At 51.4% G+C, this 19026-nt stretch carries 20 protein-coding genes; 6 read left to right on the forward strand and 14 right to left on the reverse strand.

Annotated elements, in window-relative coordinates; all coding sequences use genetic code 11:
• Positions 1-29: 29 nt before the first annotated feature.
• From B156_RS0103685 to B156_RS0103710, 6 genes are all read right to left on the reverse strand, one after another.
• A complete protein-coding gene (locus B156_RS0103685) occupies positions 30-1349 on the reverse strand; it encodes a glycosyltransferase family 4 protein (protein WP_018618284.1) in 1320 nt (439 codons plus the stop codon).
• Positions 1346-2317, reverse strand: coding sequence for a hypothetical protein (locus B156_RS0103690; protein ID WP_018618285.1), 972 nt, complete (start codon positions 2315-2317; stop codon positions 1346-1348). The genes B156_RS0103685 and B156_RS0103690 overlap by 4 nt, the downstream gene beginning before the upstream one ends.
• Before the next feature lie 80 nt (positions 2318-2397).
• On the reverse strand, positions 2398-3204 hold the full coding sequence (locus B156_RS0103695) for an FkbM family methyltransferase (RefSeq protein ID WP_018618286.1): 807 nt from the start codon (positions 3202-3204) through the stop codon (positions 2398-2400).
• Between the two features lie 182 nt (positions 3205-3386).
• Positions 3387-4466: a VWA domain-containing protein gene (locus B156_RS0103700; RefSeq protein WP_018618287.1), complete on the reverse strand. Its 1080-nt coding sequence runs from the start codon at positions 4464-4466 to the stop codon at positions 3387-3389.
• A gap of 4 nt (positions 4467-4470) precedes the next feature.
• Positions 4471-5451 carry a hypothetical protein gene (locus B156_RS0103705; RefSeq protein ID WP_018618288.1) on the reverse strand — a complete coding sequence of 327 codons (981 nt, stop codon included), beginning with the start codon at positions 5449-5451 and terminating at the stop codon, positions 4471-4473.
• Positions 5452-5458: 7 nt separating this feature from the next.
• Entirely contained in the window at positions 5459-6319 is an 861-nt protein-coding gene (locus tag B156_RS0103710) for a DUF58 domain-containing protein (RefSeq protein ID WP_018618289.1), read from the reverse strand.
• An 84-nt stretch (positions 6320-6403) separates the two neighbouring features.
• Here B156_RS0103710 and B156_RS0103715 point away from each other — a divergent pair, with 84 nt between their 5' ends.
• The 3 genes from B156_RS0103715 to B156_RS0103725 all read left to right on the forward strand — a co-directional run bounded on the left by B156_RS0103715 (position 6404) and on the right by B156_RS0103725 (position 9019).
• On the forward strand, positions 6404-6787 hold the full coding sequence (locus B156_RS0103715; RefSeq protein ID WP_026260571.1) for a DUF4296 domain-containing protein: 384 nt from the start codon (positions 6404-6406) through the stop codon (positions 6785-6787).
• Positions 6784-8139, forward strand: a complete 1356-nt coding sequence (hemG, locus tag B156_RS0103720) for a protoporphyrinogen oxidase (protein ID WP_018618291.1) — start codon at positions 6784-6786, stop codon at positions 8137-8139. Before B156_RS0103715 ends, hemG begins: the two co-directional genes overlap by 4 nt.
• 73 nt (positions 8140-8212) lie before the next feature.
• A complete protein-coding gene (locus tag B156_RS0103725) occupies positions 8213-9019 on the forward strand; it encodes a polyprenol monophosphomannose synthase (RefSeq protein WP_026260572.1) in 807 nt (268 codons plus the stop codon).
• A 99-nt stretch (positions 9020-9118) separates the two neighbouring features.
• Here the strand turns inward: B156_RS0103725 and B156_RS0103730 are convergent, their stop codons facing one another.
• The 5 genes from B156_RS0103730 to B156_RS0103750 all read right to left on the reverse strand — a co-directional run bounded on the left by B156_RS0103730 (position 9119) and on the right by B156_RS0103750 (position 12933).
• Positions 9119-9685, reverse strand: coding sequence for an RNA polymerase sigma factor (locus B156_RS0103730; protein WP_084757652.1), 567 nt, complete (start codon positions 9683-9685; stop codon positions 9119-9121).
• 528 nt (positions 9686-10213) lie between these two features.
• The gene (locus B156_RS0103735) at positions 10214-10603 is read right to left on the reverse strand and encodes a tautomerase family protein (RefSeq protein WP_018618294.1); all 390 of its coding nucleotides are present in this window, start codon (positions 10601-10603) and stop codon (positions 10214-10216) included.
• 5 nt (positions 10604-10608) lie between these two features.
• The gene (locus B156_RS0103740; RefSeq protein ID WP_018618295.1) at positions 10609-11511 is read right to left on the reverse strand and encodes an SDR family oxidoreductase; all 903 of its coding nucleotides are present in this window, start codon (positions 11509-11511) and stop codon (positions 10609-10611) included.
• 33 nt (positions 11512-11544) lie between these two features.
• Positions 11545-12270, reverse strand: a complete 726-nt coding sequence (locus B156_RS0103745; protein WP_018618296.1) for a peptidylprolyl isomerase — start codon at positions 12268-12270, stop codon at positions 11545-11547.
• A 36-nt stretch (positions 12271-12306) separates the two neighbouring features.
• A complete protein-coding gene (locus tag B156_RS0103750) occupies positions 12307-12933 on the reverse strand; it encodes an ABC transporter ATP-binding protein (protein ID WP_018618297.1) in 627 nt (208 codons plus the stop codon).
• A 171-nt stretch (positions 12934-13104) separates the two neighbouring features.
• On the opposite strand from B156_RS0103750, the gene purN reads away from it, so the two are divergent.
• From purN to B156_RS0103765, 3 genes are read left to right on the forward strand one after another with little or no spacing between them, the layout of a single operon-like run.
• The gene (gene purN / locus B156_RS0103755; RefSeq protein WP_018618298.1) at positions 13105-13686 is read left to right on the forward strand and encodes a phosphoribosylglycinamide formyltransferase; all 582 of its coding nucleotides are present in this window, start codon (positions 13105-13107) and stop codon (positions 13684-13686) included.
• Positions 13683-14096 (forward strand): YbjQ family protein, encoded by a 414-nt coding sequence (locus B156_RS0103760; RefSeq protein ID WP_018618299.1) that lies wholly within the window; start codon positions 13683-13685, stop codon positions 14094-14096. The genes purN and B156_RS0103760 overlap by 4 nt, the downstream gene beginning before the upstream one ends.
• Positions 14097-14111: 15 nt before the next feature.
• On the forward strand, positions 14112-16148 hold the full coding sequence (locus B156_RS0103765; RefSeq protein ID WP_018618300.1) for a beta-L-arabinofuranosidase domain-containing protein: 2037 nt from the start codon (positions 14112-14114) through the stop codon (positions 16146-16148).
• Between the two features lie 9 nt (positions 16149-16157).
• Here B156_RS0103765 and B156_RS0103770 read toward each other — a convergent pair whose 3' ends face one another.
• From B156_RS0103770 to B156_RS0103780, 3 genes are all read right to left on the reverse strand, one after another.
• Positions 16158-16391 carry a hypothetical protein gene (locus B156_RS0103770; protein WP_018618301.1) on the reverse strand — a complete coding sequence of 78 codons (234 nt, stop codon included), beginning with the start codon at positions 16389-16391 and terminating at the stop codon, positions 16158-16160.
• Between the two features lie 131 nt (positions 16392-16522).
• Positions 16523-18067: a M20/M25/M40 family metallo-hydrolase gene (locus B156_RS0103775; protein WP_018618302.1), complete on the reverse strand. Its 1545-nt coding sequence runs from the start codon at positions 18065-18067 to the stop codon at positions 16523-16525.
• A gap of 60 nt (positions 18068-18127) precedes the next feature.
• Complete coding sequence (locus tag B156_RS0103780) at positions 18128-19024, reverse strand: LysR family transcriptional regulator (RefSeq protein WP_018618304.1); 897 nt, start codon at positions 19022-19024, stop codon at positions 18128-18130.
• Positions 19025-19026: the final 2 nt, after the last annotated feature.

Raw genomic sequence — 19026 nt, forward strand, 5'->3', positions numbered from 1 at the left:
TGAAAGAGTGCATTTTTGCAAACGCTCTTTCAGTCTTTCACTCCTTCACTCTTTAGTTTGTAGTATAGGTCAATATGTTGCTGTGCCACTACTTCTTCCGAAAACTGAGCTTCGGCAGATTGCCGGGCGTTTTGGCGTAAAAGTTCCGGGTTGGGGTGGGTCAGTATAAAGGCCAGTCCATCGGCGAGTTGCTGGGTGGAACCCGTATCGGCCAGAAACCCCGTTGACTCGTGATCAATCATTTCGGGAATGCCGCCCGTTCGGAAACCAACCACCGGTGTTCCACAGGCCAGTGCTTCAATAACCGTGTTGGGTAGATTGTCTTCCAGTGAGGGAACAACCAGGGCGTCGGCGGCATTATAGGCGGCTACGATATCCTCTTCACTGGTCAATAGGCCGAGGTGCCGTACCGAGTAGGGTAATTCATCAAACAGATATGAACGCCCTTTCCCAAATACCAGAATTTCGGGAGCCAGTTCCGGGTGTTGCTGGTGCAGTAAGGTCAGCGCATCGGCAAAATAGCGAAACCCTTTGCGCGTGTCCGTTACGCTGGCACTGCCAAACAAAAGCCGGGCCGAACCCGTATGGTTATCATGCCGGTCCGGCAATGCGAAATGGGTGTTCGCTTCTGCCCGCCTGATAGGACGGAAAATACGTTGATTGATGGCATAGGGAATAACCGTGAAGGGGAACCGTTGCAGCAATGTGCCTCGCTGTGCCTCCGCAGCCAGCCACTGGCTTGGTGGTGTAAAATGAATCGATGCTTCAGCAAAAAGTTTCTTCTTCTGTTCAAAAACCTGCCTGGATAAATCCTGCTCGCCCGGTTTTTTTAGATACGGACACTGATGGCAATACGTCTGAAAATGCGTGCAGCCGCGCGAATAGTGGCACCCACCCGTAAACGCCCACTGGTCATGCAATGTCCAGACGATGGGCTTACCCAGCGCAAAAAGAGACTGTAAACCACTAAGCGACAAAAATCCGAAGTTTATCCAGTGTAAGTGCAATACATCGGCCTGCTGAATAGCGGGGTGAAAATTAAGGTTTGCCCCGAACCGGGCGGGCGAAAACTGAAACCGTACAGATGGGTCACGTTCGTGCGGCAGGAAATACAGCCGTTCGGCTACAAACCGTCCGAAAGCGGTTTGTTCGGCCAGAAAGTTATTGGCTAAATACGTTACACCCGGTGCTACCCGGTGCTTTTCCAGCCGGTTTGGGGTGCCAACCAGCAGGGTACTCTCTATTCGCTCATCACGCCATAGCTGCTTTTGCAGGGCCCGATGCAGTCGATTTGCTGCCACGGCTGCCCCGCCAAACAGATGATAGGTACTTAGGTGCGTAACTCTCAACGGCCCAGTAGTTTATCGAACTTTTTAACAACTTCCGGCCAGAACCCCAGCCCAAATACGCGCGCCCATATGCGTTGGCGTGAGTAGTGCTCCATTTCATCAAATATGGGGTCCTGAAATCGTTCCTTCGCTTTTTGGGTCAGGATGAGGGCGAAGCCGTGCTGTTTCAGCGTGGTGGCAAATACCCAGCCCAGTAATAGATTGCGCTTGGTGAGCATAGTGTCATCCGCAAACCGGTTGAGGTAGGTCATCTCGCCCCAAACGGCGCTGTTCTTCAATGAAAAGAGCACAAATTTCCGGACGAGTGGCTGCCGCGAAAAACTATCCAGTAGGGCGGGCGTGATGCGGGGCGATCCTTTTGGCAACAGTTCTGCCAACCAGTGGCTGCCAGTTTCATCCATAAACTGTAATACCTGAAACAGTTTATCTTCGCCCTCATAAATAGAGGCTATCCCCGGCTCAAATTCGGCGGTGAGCACATGCCGGGCGCGTTCGGTACCCAGATTTCGAAACAGGCGCAGATCAGTGCCCTGCGAATCAGTTTTGAACCAGTCAATTTGCTTTATTTTCAGGTCATCGAGCGATGAACGAAGGCTGCGTGTTTTCAATTGAACGACTTTCAGCGGTTCAAACTTGGGGGCAAACGCGTACTCCTGAATCAGGTCGGGCCGGGGTTTCAGCAAACTGGAGCAGTGAGGAGATGCTGTCAGGTAGAAATCATCGGTCTCTGTTTCGGCACTAACCGTGTCTGGCCCGGTAACGATGTGGTTAAAGGTGTACAACTTCCTGAAATGGCTGGACTCACTTTCCACGTAGCCAAAATCGCGGTCGTCGGCGTCGAAAGCGATACAGACGGCGTATTTGGCAAACGCTTTCCAGCGGTTATGTAATTGCCCCGACGCGCCAATGTCCACCAGCACGGGTGGCTCAGCCTGGAATTCCGGGCGGGAAAGTATTTTATCGATCATTTAGTTAGGGTATACAGTTCACGGTTTATGGTTGGCTGGCGCAGAAAAGTTGGTGTGCCAGCCAACCATAAACCGTGAACTTATTTTCTATACGCAAAGATATTCAATTGCAAATCCATGCTGTTGTTGCCTTTGTACTGATGGTTAACCAGTGGAGTATGGCGGTATTGGCTGGTGTTGAGGTAATACCGAAAGCCACTGTCTTCCAACACCTTTATGACTTCGGCCAGGGTTTGTGGATGGTCGAGGTAAGCATGAAACTCCACAAACAGATTCTGCACGTGGGCCAGCGCATCCCGGCAGTCGGTGAGTACCGCCGTTTCGGCCCCTTCAATGTCCATCTTGAGCATGTCGATCTGGGTTTCCTGCAGCAGCCGGTCGCGCAGGCGCACGGAGGGCACCAGCGTTCGATCCGTTTGGGAGAAGATAGACGCCGAATCGGCCTGGTCACTACCGAACAGGATACCATCCTCATTCGTCCAGACCGCTTTCGTAACGACCTCAACCCCGGTTATTTTATTCTGTCGCAGGTTGTCCTGCAACAAGTCACTGATGCGCCTGTCGGCTTCAAATGCCACGATGCGCGCGGTGGGATACTGTTGCCGAAAATACACGACGCTGGTACCGATGTTGGTGCCGCAATCGAAAATGACAGGTGTAGTAGATGTGGTATAGAACTTATAGAACTCGTCCACAAAAATTTCGCGGTATTGCCACACAAAGGACAGCGCATCGGGCACCCGGAATCGGTAAGGCCCAAATGTGATATCGGTTGCCTGATTGCGCGGCCGGTCACCGTAGCGCACCGCTAATCCCAGCAAACGACGACCTTCGGCTGAGCGGAGCAGGCGGGCTGTTTCGGTGAATAAAAATCTAAAAAGCCACATGAGTGAGAGTTTTCATGGGCAAAGGTAGGCCAAAACAGAATGTAGAAATCTACTTGTCAGTTGGGTAGGGCACGTAAACCTGCCTGTAACCAAATTACTCCATGGAGCCAGCCACTCCATTTTTGACCCGAGAACTGAGGCAGGTACGTACTGCGAAAACGACAAAAGCGCGTCACGAGCCGTTAATCTTCCAGAACGTTGCCAAAAATGGTTGTTTTCAGGGCAAGGGCAAACAGCAGAAACGCAATTCCCCAGTACAGATAAATACGGTAATAATCCTGTACGTCTTCATAAATCCGAACCCGAACCGGTGCTTTTTCCAGGCGGTCAATCTGAGCGAATACCGTTTGCAGTCGTTTGGCATCCGTAGCCCGGAAGAAACTCCCGTTGCCAATAGTAGCGATGGTTTTCAGGACGCCTTCGTCTACCGTAACGGCAGAGGTGGCGGAGGCAACCGGGCGGCCAACGGCAATGGTATACAGGCGGATGGAAAATGCTTTGGCCAGCCGTGCCGCCGTTACCGGGTCCAGATTGCCCGCCGTATTATCCCCGTCGCTCAGCAAAATAATGATCTTACTGCGCCCTTTCTCCGGCTCTGTAACCTGTACCTGAGTGGTATCCAGCGGTGAAACCAACTGATCCCGCATCCGGTTGATGCAGCGGGCCAGGGCATCGCCAATGGCGGTTCCAGACGTGCGAATCATCTGTGTATCGAGGTCATTCAGGTATTGTTTCAATAAGCCATAATCAGTCGTGAGGGGGCAAAGTGAAAAGGCTTCTCCCGCAAAGACGACCAGACCGATCCGGTCATTTCGGCGTCCGTTAATAAAACGCTGGGCTACCCGTCGGGCAGCCGCCAATCGGGTGGGCGGCAGATCGGCCTCCCGCATTGACTCCGATACGTCGATAGCCAGCATAATGTCGATTCCCTCCGATTGCTCATCCCGCTGTTCCCGAATAATTTGTGGGCGGGCCAGCGCAACCAGCAGTAGCCCCGTGCCAATGAATACACTTACCGGCAATAGATAACGCAGCCAGCTCAGCCACGACCAGTACGATTGGGCACGTCCGTTCGAATCTCGGGACGTATCCAGTTGCGACAGCGATAGGGTAAGCCGTTGCTGTGTTTTCCGGTACAGGTAATAACGAAGGGCAAACAGCAACAGGATAGCCGGAATGAACGCCAGCGCCAACGGGTTCACCACCCGAAACTGCTGCCATTGTGCCGGATCAAACCAGTGAAGCGAGTACCAGGGTTCCATTTAGTTAAGAGACAAACGGTTTTTCGGCCAGCTGGCTCGTGGGTACATTGGCGGAACCCGACTCAGTTTGTATTCGGGTACGGTAACGCTGATAGCGGTTCGTGGCTATGTTGCTCAGCAGCCTGAGAGCGGCCAATGAATCGGCGGAGAAAGTTCCTCCATAAATCATCCGGTCCGCTTCGCGCAGCGCATTTAAAACGCGGTCGTCTTTCATGCGGTCGGCCAGTTCGGGCGTTGTCAATGAACTGTAAGGCTGTGCATCAAGCCGTTCCAGATACACTTTCCACGTCATAATAGCGCGTCGGGCCGTTTCGGATGCCGAGGATGCGTTAACGCTTTGGGTAATCTGATTGTACTCCGTCAAAAAGCGCCGGTGATTCTGACGTAGCTGAAAAAGTTGCCAGTACCGCTTAATGGTTCGTCCCAGCAAACCGTATAAGCCAAGTCCTGCCAAACCAGCCAGCAGGAAGCCCGCAACCAACGCTGTGTAGTTGAATTGCTGCTGAAGAGGAGCCAGGTTTGTTTCGGTAAGCAGCTCCGGCTCCGACCGGGATGAATCAGCCAAAACGGCTACCGGTAAGTTGGACCGCAGAAAAACGGTGTCGGTTTGTGTCCACAGCGCGGTGCAATCGGTTTCGTGAATAACCCGCACAGGTACGCTCAATAATTGAACAGAATCCGTTTCAAACGATACCAGCGTATACACCGCACTATCCCGGCTGATGGCTCGGGCACCGGTACCGGTGGTTTGAGTGGCAAAGACCGCTACCTTCTGTACGCGGTAAGGCGCAAAGCTCCGGGCTGTATCGGGAAACAACACATCCGTTGTGGCAGGATGATGATACACCAGACTATATTGAACGGGTCGGCCGATATCAATGCTATCCGTCAGGAACTGACCACTCAGCGCAGCATTTCGTGTGGGTGGTTGCGCCTGTATCAGCCAGGGGAAAAGGAGCAGTATGAGTCGAATGGCGTATGGCACGGTAGTTTTACTTTCTTACCCGGAACAATTCAACGAGCTTTGGTACGAAATCCTCCTGCGAATCGAGCGCGAGGTAATTGGCATTATACTGCCGGCAAAGCCGTTCCAGCTGAATTTGGTTTTGATGGAACGTATCGTGTAAAGTAGCCCGGAACGATGCCGATGAGGTATTGACCCATGCCATACGGCCCGACTCACTGTCATACACCGGAATAATGCCCAGTTTGGGCAGATTGACCTCTCGCTGGTCGTATAAGTGAATAACGACCAGGTCGTGCTTTTTGGCTAGTGCCTTTAGATTATGTTCATAATTAGTGTCGATAAAATCGGAGAGCAGGATAACGACACTCCGGCGTTTCAGGGCGTTCAGGGTAAACAGGAGCGCATCGGCAATGCTGGTCTTGCCCGATACCGGCTGAAGTTTAAACAGGCTCATGATAAGATGATAGCCCGTTTTTATGCCATTGGCGGGTTTGATATACCGTTCTTTCTGATCCGAAAAACAGTACATGCCCACGTTGCTGGCTTCATGAATGGCCGACAATGCCAACACGCCACACACCTCTTTGGTGGCCGTCAGTTTGTCGCGGTGCCGGTGGCCAACCTGCTGCGATGCGCTGACATCTACCACAAAAAAAACGGTCTGGTCTTTCTCTTCCCGAAACACTTTTACGAACGTACCGTGCCCTTTGGATGAAACGTTCCAGTCGATAGCCCGCACATCATCACCGTATTGATAAGTCCGTAAGTCGCTGAATTCCAGTCCTGTCCCCTTGAAAATGGACCGAAAGCTACCCCGCATCTGCGAGTTGACTGCCTTGCGGATGCGGATGTCGAAATTACGAAGCCGGGCTAAGAACTCGTCCATACAGAATAGGCGTTATACTATTTTAACAGGTAATCCCGAACTTTGCCAGCCGGGATTACCTTACAAAGCTATTGATTTAACCGTATGCACCGACACTCATCTTTGCGCTATCTGTGGACGTTGCTGCTTGGCGGATGGCTGGCTACTGCCTGTACAAACCCCACCGATAGCAAACCGGCTGGCCTGATTGAGGAAGGAAAGATGGCCGAGATTCTGACCGAAGTACACATGGCTGAGGCCCGAGTCAGTCGCCTTAGCCTAACCTCCCTCGACTCGTCGCAGGTAGCTTATAAACATATGGAAACACAGATTTTCAAAAAATTCGGGGTCGACACAGCCGCCTATCGAAAAAGCTACATCTTTTATTCGTCCCACCCCGCCAACATGGAAGTCATCTATAAACAGGTGACACAAAGTTTACAGAAGAAAATTGACGCTGGAAACGCGAAGAGATCGAAAAAGCCATGACGGTTGGTATTATTGGCGCGGGTATTTCGGGCCTTACCCTGGCGTATGAGTTACAGAAGCAGGGTATACACTACCAGCTCTGGGAAGCCAGTGCGCAGCCCGGTGGGTATATCCAGTCGCGCCGGGAGCAGGCGGGTGCGTCATCCGGGGGCTCTTATCTACTTGAATCGGGTCCAAACTCGCTGCTTGGCGATAGTGCGCTACTGGAGTGGATTGACGAATTGGGCCTGGCGCCCGAAGTTCTGTTTAGTAAGCCGGTTAGCAAAGCGCGGTTTGTTTTCCGGGATGGCCGGTACCGCGAACTTCCCTCCGGACCTCCTTCATTGCTGTTTGGCCGTTTCTTTAGCTGGAAAACGAAGCTGGCCATCTGGCGGGAACGGTCCAATAAAACGCTGTCGCCAACGGGTGAAACGCTGGCTCAGTTCTTTCGCCGGCGTTTTTCTCAGGAACTGGTCGACTATGCACTGGGGCCTTTTGTTGCTGGTATATACGCGGGCAACCCGGAGCAACTGCTCGTATCAGAGACGTTTCCGATACTGCTTCGATACGAAAAAGAGTATGGCTCTGTAATACGCGGCCTGATAAAAAACCAATCCAAAACGGAACGCCGACAATCTTTCAGCTTTAAGAACGGGATGCAGACCCTGACTGATGGCCTGGCTGCCCGGTTAACAAACCTCTCGCTCAATACGCCCGTTGAGCAAATCGTTCCGGTACAAGCCGGGTGGCAGGTAACCGTGGGTGGTAAAACGGAGGTAGTAGACAAACTGGTCATCGCCGTTGGTACGGAGGCTGCCGCTCAACTGGTGGCACCGTATAATGACACATTCGCAACCCGGCTCCGGGCCGTTGTTTACCCACCCATGAGCGTTGTTCACTCGGTCTACAACCGTGCTGCCGTTGATCATTCACTGAATGGCTTTGGTGGGTTAAACCCCAAAATGGAGGGGCAATTTGCGGCTGGCCACATCTGGAGCAGCTCTATTTTCGATGGTCGGTGCCCGGCCGATGAGGTACTGTTTACCACCTTTGTTGGCGGAACTCAGTCGGCACGCAATGCCCGCCAGCAGGATGACGTATTGCTGTCAACTGTTCATCAGGAGCTGACGAAAGGCTTCGGTATCCGGGCCGGTAGCGGGCCGGTTTTTCAATCCGTTCGGCGGTGGGAGCGGGCTATCCCACAATATGATGCTGCCATTGTAGCCGTAAAAGAACCGGTAATACTGGCTGAAAAAGATCAGTTATTTGTCTGTGCCAACTGGTACGGGGGCGTATCATTGTCCGATTGTATTCAGAAAGCGCAAAAAATGGCCCCACAGCTGAAGAATAACCTGATTATTGCTAATTTATAATGAATTTTTTGCACAAAAACGGCGTGCTTTGCTGTTATCTCAGTACGTCGGTCATCTAACCTATTATCTACCTGTGAAAGAGCGTTTGGTCGTTATCCCAACTTATAATGAAATTGAGAATATCGAGGCCATCATCCGAAAGGTGTTCAGTCTGCCGGAGTCCTTTGATTTGCTCATTGTAGACGATGGCTCTCCTGACGGAACCGCCCGGCGTGTGCGTGATTTGCAGGAGGAGTTCTCCCCTCATGACTCGTCCCGGACTAGTGCCGCCAGCCGATTGCACTTGTTGGAACGGCGGGGTAAAATGGGACTGGGAACGGCTTATATCGACGGGTTTAAGTGGGCATTGTCCAGAGGGTATCGGTATCTGTTCGAGATGGATGCCGATTTCTCGCATAATCCCGAAGACCTGATTAAACTCTATCGTGCCTGCGCCGAAGACGGTGCCGATGTAGCTGTTGGCTCACGTTACATTAATGGTGTTAACGTTGTGAACTGGCCGATGGGCCGGGTGCTGATGTCCTATTTTGCAGGGGTATACGTCCGGTTCATTACGGGCATGTCTATCATGGACCCAACGGCCGGCTTCATTTGTTACCGCGCTGAAGTGCTGGAAGTGATTTTGCATAATCCCATCAAATTTGTGGGCTACGCTTTCCAGATTGAAATGAAATTCACCTGCTGGAAATACGGTTTCCGTTTGAAGGAAGTCCCTATTATTTTCACCGACCGTACGCGGGGCGTTTCGAAAATGTCGTCCAAGATTTTCAAAGAAGCCGTTTTTGGGGTGCTACAAATGAAAATCAGCAGTTTCTTCCGCCACTACATCCCCCGCCACGAAACTGCCAGAAATACGCAAGAGCCGGTTAACGCGGCTTGAGTTCAGAATATCGATCTATACGACAGACGCTACGCTTACGCTAGTTTGGTAGTACCCATTTTTTTGAGAATAGGCTACCCGGGCTAACCTAACTGTCGCTCATAAAACCAATGATCGATTATATAGCCCTTGCAGTTTTCCCCGGCTTCGCTTCAGGCGCATTTTAACGGCACTAGCTTTGATGGCATACAAATCAGCAATTTTCTCAATACTCATTCCCTGTTCATACTTTAAGCTCAATAAGGTCTGTTCCTGGACCGAGAGTGCTGTCATGGCCCGGCTCACCAATTGGCGCGTTTCTTCCTGTATCTGAGCTTCCTGAGAGTCAGCAATCTCCAGATTGACCGTCTGGTCAATGGACATAAGTGGAAGCCGCTTTGCTATCCGAAGTTGATCTGAACAATAATTATAGGAAATCGAATAAAGCCAGGTTGAAAAACTCGACCGTTGCTGAAAAGTGGGCAGCTTATCGAATACTTTCAGGAAAATGTCATGGGTGAAATCGTGGGCTTTTTCCGAGTCATGGGTCATCGATAAGCAGCGCTGATAAACTTTACTCACATAGCGGCTGTAAAGCGATTCAAAGCATTGGTTGGGTTGAGTTGGTAAGATTTGCTGGATTACTTCTTCGTCGGTTAAGGAAGTGTACTTAGTAGAAAGACGCATATTACTTGTAAGTGGTAGGTAAGAAAACGTATTAAGATAGAGAGTATACGCATCTGGATACTAATTAGATGTACCTACATTAAAAGAGTAACGGCGAATGTATTAAGCGGTGTTTATGTAATCTTAAGGGTGCGGACATACTCTTTTTTTTGTTTCTTCCGATTCTGCACTGAATCCCATAGTGAGACCTTACTTGTTGTGTTATTCTGGGAATAGCACAACAAGTAAGGTCTTAATTATTTATTGTATGTGTTGAACTTTACCGGGAAACTGCATGTGCTACTTTCAGCAAAAAACGCTCGTATTCCTCCGGCTCCACATCGATCTCAATCCGTTTATGCGGATTGGTGAAACTAGCTGAAATCGTTATAGTCGATTTGGTCGTCCCAATTGATTATCCAGTAATTCCCCGTTCAATTCGGTCTGGCCCAGCACACTCGGTATAGCATAACGCAACACATCGCTACCTATAATCGTAGCGATGTGTTGCGTTACAGCCAGGCTGTGCGTTAACTCCTCTACCCGTACTTATAGGCTAATCCTGTAATTCAGCTTTATCTCATCGCCGGTCATACCCCGGAAACCCCAATTGTGGACAGGACTTTCCAGAATACAGATTTCAACGTCTGTAACGGCTAGGCCCACCTGCTCACCAAGACGCTGGTAGAGCAGATGGATTAACTTTTTCTTCGTTTCTACTGTGCGGCCTTCCAGCATTATAAACTCCAGAATGATGTACCGCTCCGATGCCGTGTCTGGTCGGAAGAAATCGTCGTTGTCGAGGTAAAAAAAACGGTGCGCCCGTTTGTCCATCGGGAATTGTAAGGCTTCTACCACGCAGGAATGAATCACCTCCGAAAGCTGGTTCCGGATGGGTAACAGTTGCTCGCGTACACCGTATATTTTTACCTCACTCATGTGCCTTATTTGTTGAGTTGGCTTGCCAGTACGGCAATTCCCTCTTCAAACGAGTGAGGATCATAGCCTAACACGGTCCGAGCTTTGTCCAGCACAAAACCCGTGCGCGGGGGGCGACGGGCTACCTGCGTAAAAGTGGAAGCATCGGCCTGGGCAATCAATGCTTTATCGAGACTAAAATAGTCGGCGGTTCGGATGGCCATTTCGTAGGGCGTTATCACTTCTTTCCCCGAAATATTAAATATCCCCTCCGCTTCCTGGTCGGCAATGAGGTAGCAACCCATAGCCAGGTCTTCGGCCAGCGTGGGACTGCGCCACTGGTCGGTCACGACCTTAATGTTTTTACCGTCCTCCAATGATTTTTTAACCCACAAAATAATGTTGCTGCGGCTCATGTCGTGCGCAATACCATACACTAGTACCGTGCGGGCAATGGCCCACCGAACAGGCGAGTGCCGCACCACCGATTCTCCGGCCTGCTTGCTCCAGCCGTAAAAACTGATGGGGTTAGCTTCGGCGGTTTCGTCGTACGGACCCTCGGCACCGTCGAATATAAAATCCGTTGATACGTGGACTAGAAACGCATCTGTAGCCTTGCAGGCTTCCACGATGTATTCGACAGCATGAACATTCTGCGACCAGCAGTCATCTTTCTGCGTTTCGCACTTATCCACATCAGTCATTGCGGCTCCGTGGATAACTACGTCCGGATGCGTTTCATTGATTACATCCAGCACCTGTTGCCGGTCGGTAATGTCCATAGAGCGGTAGGTATAACCTTCCGAAAACGGTAACCGGTTATTGCCCCGCGCGGTGGCAATCAGTTCAACGTTGGGTTGCTGCGTCAGCAAATGGACCAGCTTCTGGCCCAACAATCCGTTGGCACCCGTGATAAGAATTTTTTTCATACTGTTTGTGTAGAGACGTGAGGTATCGCGTCTCTACATGAATTTGTACCCGTACTTTTTTGTGATTTTCCTTTTCTTTATCCACTCGCCCGTCATGGTCATGGAAACATTGCGTTTTGGTCTGTCCAGTTCGTTTCGGGGTTGTTTGGCTATACTGTCAACAAGAGCCAACCCATCGATTACCTCGCCAAAAACGGTGTAATTGCCATCCAGATGAGGAGATCCGCCAATGGTTTCGTAGACCCGTTTTTGCTCTTCGGTAGGTATATGCCCATTCAGGGTTTTAATCCGTTCGACCTGCTTCCGGAAACCTGCTTCATCCCAAACCCGCCCTTCTACAATGTAGAACTGACAACCGCTCGATGCTTTCTCCGGATTGCCATCGCGGGCCGCAGCTAATGCCCCTTTTTTGTGAAAGAGTGTCGGCACAAACTCCGCCGGAATCTTGTAGCCGACATCCCCGTTGCCGAGTGGTTCACCGTCATCTTTTTTTCGCGAGTTTGGGTCTCCTCCCTGAATCATAAACAGCGGAATAACCCGGTGAAATAACAAGCTGTCGTAAAATTTCTGGTCAACGAGTTTGATGAAGTTTTCCTTGTGCTTCGGGGTTTGGTCATATAGTACCAGATGCATGGTTCCAAATCCCGTATTTAACGAAACGAGGTAATCTTTTTTCTTATTCCTGCGCAGTCCGCTGTCGCGGTTCTGAGCCGTCGACAGCATTGGCAGCAACAGGAAAAGTAATAAGGTCTTACACATTGGGTGAGGCTATTGAGTTGTTTGTCAGGTGAAGTGCTATAGATTCACTCGGTTTTGAAAGGCATCTTTCAATCGCTGGTCGTGGGTAACTACAATAAGGCTGGCCCCAATTTGCTCCGACTGGTCGCGCAGGAGCGTTACTACCCGAGCAGTATTGTCATCGTCGAGGCTGGACGTTGGTTCATCGGCCAGGATAACGTCCGGTTGGTTCATGACCGAGCGGGCAATGCTAACCCGCTGTTGTTCACCCTGGCTAAGCTGATGCGTTTTCTTTGCCAGCTGCTCACTGAATCCCAATTGCACAGCCAGCGCACGGGCGCGGCTCTTGTCCTGCGGTTTGTTGGCCAGGTAGTTGGCCAGCAGCAGATTATCCATTACCGACAACGCACTCACAAAGTGAGGCTTCTGGTACACAATGCCCAGATGTCGGGCACGGAAGGCAGCGGTATCGGCAACGCTGAGCCGGGTCAGGTCCGTCTGGTCAATGATAACCGAGCCACTTTTGGGTTTGAGCAGTAAGGCTAGTAAATGCAGGAACGTAGTTTTGCCCCGGCCCGACTGCCCCAGAATAAGCAGGGCTTCCCGATTGGCACAGTGTACATCCGGAAATGTAAACTGTTTGGCAGGGGTATATTCAAAAGTAAGGTGCCTGGTTTCCAGCATCTGTTAGAAACGATTAGCCACAAAAATAGGCAAAAGTTGTAATTTTGGTTGAATAAGTCGGGCAGTTAGTTAGGCAGTCAATCAGTCGGTCAGTCAACCAGAACCTGACGCAGGCAGTATGAATGCGCCACCTACTGACGACTTACCTACCTCTACTACGTACAACTTATATTGAAACGCATCGCTCTTTTTGCCTCCGGTTCCGGCTCGAATGCCGAAAAAATTGCCACTTATTTTGCTGATAACGCGTCGGTAGAGATTTCCCTGATTTTGTCCAATAACCCCAAAGCGGGTGTCATCGAGCGGGCCCGGCGACTGCATATTCCGGTACTGCTGTTCGACCGGGCTACCTTCTACGATACGAACCGGGTTACACAGTTTCTTATTAATCAGAAAATTGATTTACTTGTACTAGCCGGTTTTATGTGGCTGATGCCGGCTGAACTGGTACGGGCTTTCCCGAATCAAATCGTTAATATTCACCCGGCTTTACTGCCTAAGTTTGGGGGGAAAGGCATGTACGGTCACTTTGTCCACGAAGCGGTGGTGGCGGCTCAGGAAACCAAGTCAGGTATTACCATTCACTACGTGAACGAGCACTACGACGAGGGACAGATTATTTTTCAGGCTCATTGCCCCGTTTTACCAACGGATACGCCTACCGATGTAGCCCTGAAGGTACAGGCACTCGAACATACCCACTACCCACGCGCAGTGGCAGAAATCTTAGCTGAAACGACGCCAAAACCATGAAAAAACTTTACGTGCTGTTGCTGGTAGTTCTGGTCGTAACAGGCTGTTTCAAGCCCATTGTGTATTTGCAGAACAAGCCTAATTATCCTGTCGACGTGTTCTACGACAACCAGCGTCCCGACCGCCCCTTTGCGCCGTTGCAGGACCTGGAAATAAAAGGCGAATTACCGCTGAATGAACGTCAGTCCGGTAATAAACGGATGCTCAGCCGGGGTAATGATATGCAGCAGAAAGAGTTATTGCTGGCCCGGCTCACGCTACAGGCCAAGCGCATGGGTGCCGATGCGCTGGTGTTCGTTCGCTATACTTACTACACGTCCACTACGGATAATGGGTATGTGATGAAGGGCGTAGCGGTAAAATATAGCCAGGAAGAGGAAACGACCGTGCAATCGGACAATCAGCACTAACCCTTACCATTTATCATGCGCTTACTTTTACTATCCCTGGTTTGTTTGAGCCTTACTGCACAGGCTCAATCCGGCAATAGTCAGAAACCTGTTTCGCCAACCGGCTACGTCAATAACCGACACCCGCTCCGGCCCAATCCGTACATCGAACTACCCCTGGGAGCGATCAAGCCACAGGGCTGGCTGAGAGAAATGCTGGTTCGGCAAAAGACCGGTTCGTCCGGCCACCTCGACGAGCTTTACCCACTAGTGATGGGTAAACGCAATGGCTGGCTCGGTGGTGATGGCGACCAGTGGGAACGAGGCCCTTACTGGATTGATGGCCTGCTTCCCCTCGCCTACATTCTGGATGATAACGAGTTGATTGCCAAAACCAAACCCTGGGTGGAGTGGGCTATTAATAGCCAGCGCCCCGATGGTTATTTTGGTCCGGCCACCGATTACGCCTACGAAAAGGGGGTGCAGCGGGATAACTGTGAGGACTGGTGGCCCAAAATGGTCGTGCTCAAAGTGCTCAAACAGTATTACTCTGCCACCAACGATCAGCGGGTTATCAACCTGATGACCAACTACTTCAGGTATCAGTTGCAGGAACTGCCTAAACACCCACTCGACCACTGGACCTTCTGGGCGCGCTACCGGGGTGGTGATAACCTGATGGTTGTGTACTGGCTCTACAACCAAACCGGCGACAAGTTCCTGCTCGACCTGGCCGACCTGATCCACAAGCAAACGTTCGACTATACGAATGGTTTTCTGAACACGAACATGCTGAGTCAGAAGGGGAGTATCCACTGCGTTAACCTGGCGCAGGGCATGAAAGAGCCCCTGATTTATTACCAGCAATATCCTGAACAAAAATACGCAGACGCTGTCGACAAGGGGTTGGTCGACCTTCGCCGGTACAACGGCATGGCGCATGGCCTGTACGGGGGCGACGAGGCTTTACATGGCAACAACCCAACGCAGGGGTCGGAACTGTGTAGTGCTGTTGAAATGATGTTCAGTCTGGAGAGCGTTCTCAGCATTACCGGTCGTGTTGCCTATGCCGATCAATTAGAGAAAATTGCCTTCAATGCCCTGCCCACGCAGGTCAGCGATGATTTTATGGGCAGGCAGTATTTCCAGCAGGCCAATCAGGTGATGCTGACACGGCACACCCGCAATTTCGACGTCAATCATAGTGGTACTGATGGTTGCATCGGCCTGCTGACAGGCTATCCGTGTTGCACCGCCAATATGCATCAGGGCTGGCCTAAGTTCACGCAAAACCTGTGGTATGCCACCGCCGACAGGGGATTGGCAGCCCTGGTTTATTCGCCCAGCACGGTGAAAGCGTACGTAGCCGACGGTAAGCAGGTGAGTGTGACGGAAGAAACGAATTACCCATTTAGTGAAGCCATTAAATTCACGATAGCGACCGATAAAAACGTGAAGTCAGTCAAATTCCCGTTTCATCTACGGATCCCGGAATGGTGTACTAAAGCAACGGTTTCGGTGAATGGACAGGTTTATAAAGAATTACAGGGAAACCAGACTGTTATTATTGACCAGGTCTGGAAATCGGGGGATGTTGTGGAGTTGACACTGCCGATGCACGTTGCCAAAAGCCAGTGGTATGAAAACTCCGTATCGGTAGAGCGGGGGCCATTGACCTACGCGCTGAAAATGGATGAAGAACGGAAACGGGTGCAAAATGAAAAAGACCCAGTAGACTACGGCAGTTCGTACGAAGAAGTTCGTTCTTCCACTCCCTGGAATTACGGGTTAGTTGAACAGGAGAAAAGCCCTATCGAGCAAAACGTGAACGTTGTGGAGAAAGGGCCAATGGCTGCCTACCCGTGGAATTTGGCTAATGCGCCGTTGGAAATCCGGCTCAAGGCAAAGCGCATCCCCTCCTGGCAACTGTATAACGAAATGACCGGTCCTATTCCATACAGCGTTACGTACGGGCTGGAAACGGCCAATGAGGAAGAAGAAATTACGTTGATCCCTTACGGCTGCACCACATTGCGAATTTCTCAGTTTCCGGTTGTTCGAAAACGTGACTGAATAGGTTTCTTACTTAACCTCTTCATAATCGACATACTCACCGCCTTTGTAGGGCGACGTATCATTCGTGCCGGGTCGTTTGTCAACGCGGATCTCACCTTCGCGGGTCTTGCTGCGCTTATTTTCCTGTTGTTCCTGTTGCTTCACCAACTTTCGGCCAACCAGCAAATAAAAGACGAATCGGCGCACGGGTGGCACAAACAGAATAATCAGCGTGATGATAAACAGATATTTGAATAGCATGTTCGGGTGTCGTTATTAGTAGATAAACGATGAGGCAGGTCGTTTAGTTTTCCATTTTGTCGGACGGCTTTCATCCGGGTTGACCGGATGCGTTAGTGTTTCATCTAGAAGCACGTTTTTGCAAACCTCTACTACTGGCCGTACAATGCCTTTGCGGCTGGGGCATACTTATCATCCGCTGACCATTGGGGCCGCGTAGACCGGTTGGCAATCAGACGGGCCGCGTTAGCATAAGCCTGACAAAAGCGGGTGAAATAAGCGTAGTCCAGCGATTCGGGGTTGTCGATGGCCTGGTGGTAGTACTTACCGATGGCGGCATCAAACGTTTTGAATCCCGGCGAAAACGTGGGTGCCGGAACGCCTTTGGCCGCAAAACTGACATTGTCGGAACGGTCGAACAAGCCCTGTTCGGGGGCGGGTTCGGCAAATACAGTCAATCCAAACGCACGGGCAGCGGTTTCGATTTCTGTTTTTGCTCCTGTTCGCTCCAGACCAATCACCGAGACGATGGTGGTGTCGTTGTACCCTGCTCCGTCGATATTCAGGTCGAAAATGGTTTGTTTCAGCGGCACCAGCGGATGTTCGGCATAATACCGGCTTCCCAGCAACCCTACTTCTTCACCCGTCAGGGCCAGCACCAGAATAGACCGCTTTGGCTTTTGCAGCGACAATGCTTTGGCGGCTTCCAGGATGGCTACCGTACCCATGGCATTATCCCGTGCTCCATTGAAGATGCTATCCGCTGGCTGATAGGGTGTATTGGCCTGTTTACCCACGCCGATATGGTCGAAATGGGCTGATAGAATTACGTATTCATCCTTCAGTTTTGGGTCGGTGCCTTCAATGATACCCGCCACATTGGCTGAAGGCGTGGATGTGCGTAGCCGCCCCGACGACTGTAGGGTAACGGTTTGCCCGGCTTCTTTCAGTTGCTTATATTTATTATTGGCGTTGTTTACCCATACGTGGGCTAAGGAACCGGCCCCTTCGGTCGTAACGGGTATCGCTAGCTGTTCGCGGTTAAAATATTGATTGACAAAGCCCCAGGGGATAGATTCGCTGTAGAGTTCAATCAGGGCAGCGGCTCCTTTTTCAGCCGCCAGTTTACGTTTTTCATTCGAGGCCCGGAAGATTTCACCCGGCCCCTTTGCTTCCGGCGACCCGCCCTGCGCTACCAGAATCCGTCCTTTCACATCCCGCCCTTTGTACCCATCCTCGCCATCCGTCAGGCCGTAGCCAACATACAGTACCTCACCCGATAAATTGGCTGCATCACCCGCCATAACCACTACTTCTTTACCCAGACGCAGGGTGTCAGTTCCCACTACCATCATGGCCGAGCTGGCGGCTCTTACTTTTTCCAGGTTGATACGCTGCAAAAAGTTACCCTCGCTGACTGGCTTCAGCCCCAGTAACCGAAACTGCTCGGCAATGTACCGGGCCGCTACTGCATTGCCCGGCTCACCCGTGCGACGTCCCTGCAACTCGTCGGAGGCCAGAAATCGCGTGTGCGCTTCTACTTCAGCGGCAGACAGGTTGAATTCTGGCAATTTGGACGACGCTGCCGTTTCTCTTGCTGATGTAGCGGCCGGGCGGGGAAGCCGGGTTTGTGCCTGAAGTGATAGGGTAAGCAGGGTTAATACCGCGACGAGCGACGGGGTGCGTTTTGTTTGCATGATAACTGAGTTTCTGCTACCAAAAGTACGAAAACCGGTTGGTTAGCCCTCATTCCTGATTTAACCTTTCCGGTAGTGCTGCCGGGTAAACCGCATGAAGGTATCGGCAAGCCCCTCGCTAACACCCTGCATCTGAATCGAATAGAAGTCGCGCTGGATAGTAAGTCCCTGCACATCCAGAATTTTTAGCGAACCCGCCTGCAACTCGTGCTGCACCGCGAAAACCGACACGAAAGCCATACATCGAGAACTACCGAGGTATGACTTCATGCTTTCGGTACTACCCAACTGCATCTCAATGGTTAGGTCGGTGAGCCGCAGGCCAGCGCCCCGCAGTGCATGTTCCACCACTTCCAGCGACCCGGAACCCCGTTCGCGCAATACGATAGGGATGGCCCGTAATTCATCCAACGTAATTTCATCCCGGTCGGCCAGGGGATGGTCGGCGCGGCAGATGAGAACAAGTTCGTCTTTCACGAAGGGTGTGTACCGAATGTCGCTGTGGTGCGTCCTTCCTTCGACCAGACCCAGGTCAATCTCATCGTTCAGTAACCACTGCTCAATCCGCTCGGTATTGCCGCTCAGCAGCGAGATAGAAACGTCAGCCGATTGTTCGTGAAAGCGAGCCAGTACGGGTGGAATGACGTATTGCGCGACGGTGGTACTGGCTCCTACCCGAAGCGTCCCCCCCGGCTCACCCTTCAGCGCGTTCATGTCGAACTCCAGTTGGCGGTAGGTAGCCATGATGGTTTCGGCATGGCGCAGGAACACGTTTCCGGCCGTAGTCAAGCTAATCTGGTTACCCCGTCTATCGAACAGCGCCGTCCCAAATTGATGTTCCAGTTCCTGAATGTGTTTGGTCACGGCGGGCTGGGTTACGTATAGTTCCGCGGCCGCCTTGGTAAAGCTAAGCCGCTTGGCAACGGTATAAAAAACGTGCAGACGAAAATCGAGCATGG

Source organism: Spirosoma luteum DSM 19990, assembly GCF_000374065.1.
In the GTDB taxonomy this organism is placed as follows: Bacteria; Bacteroidota; Bacteroidia; order Cytophagales; family Spirosomataceae; genus Spirosoma; species Spirosoma luteum.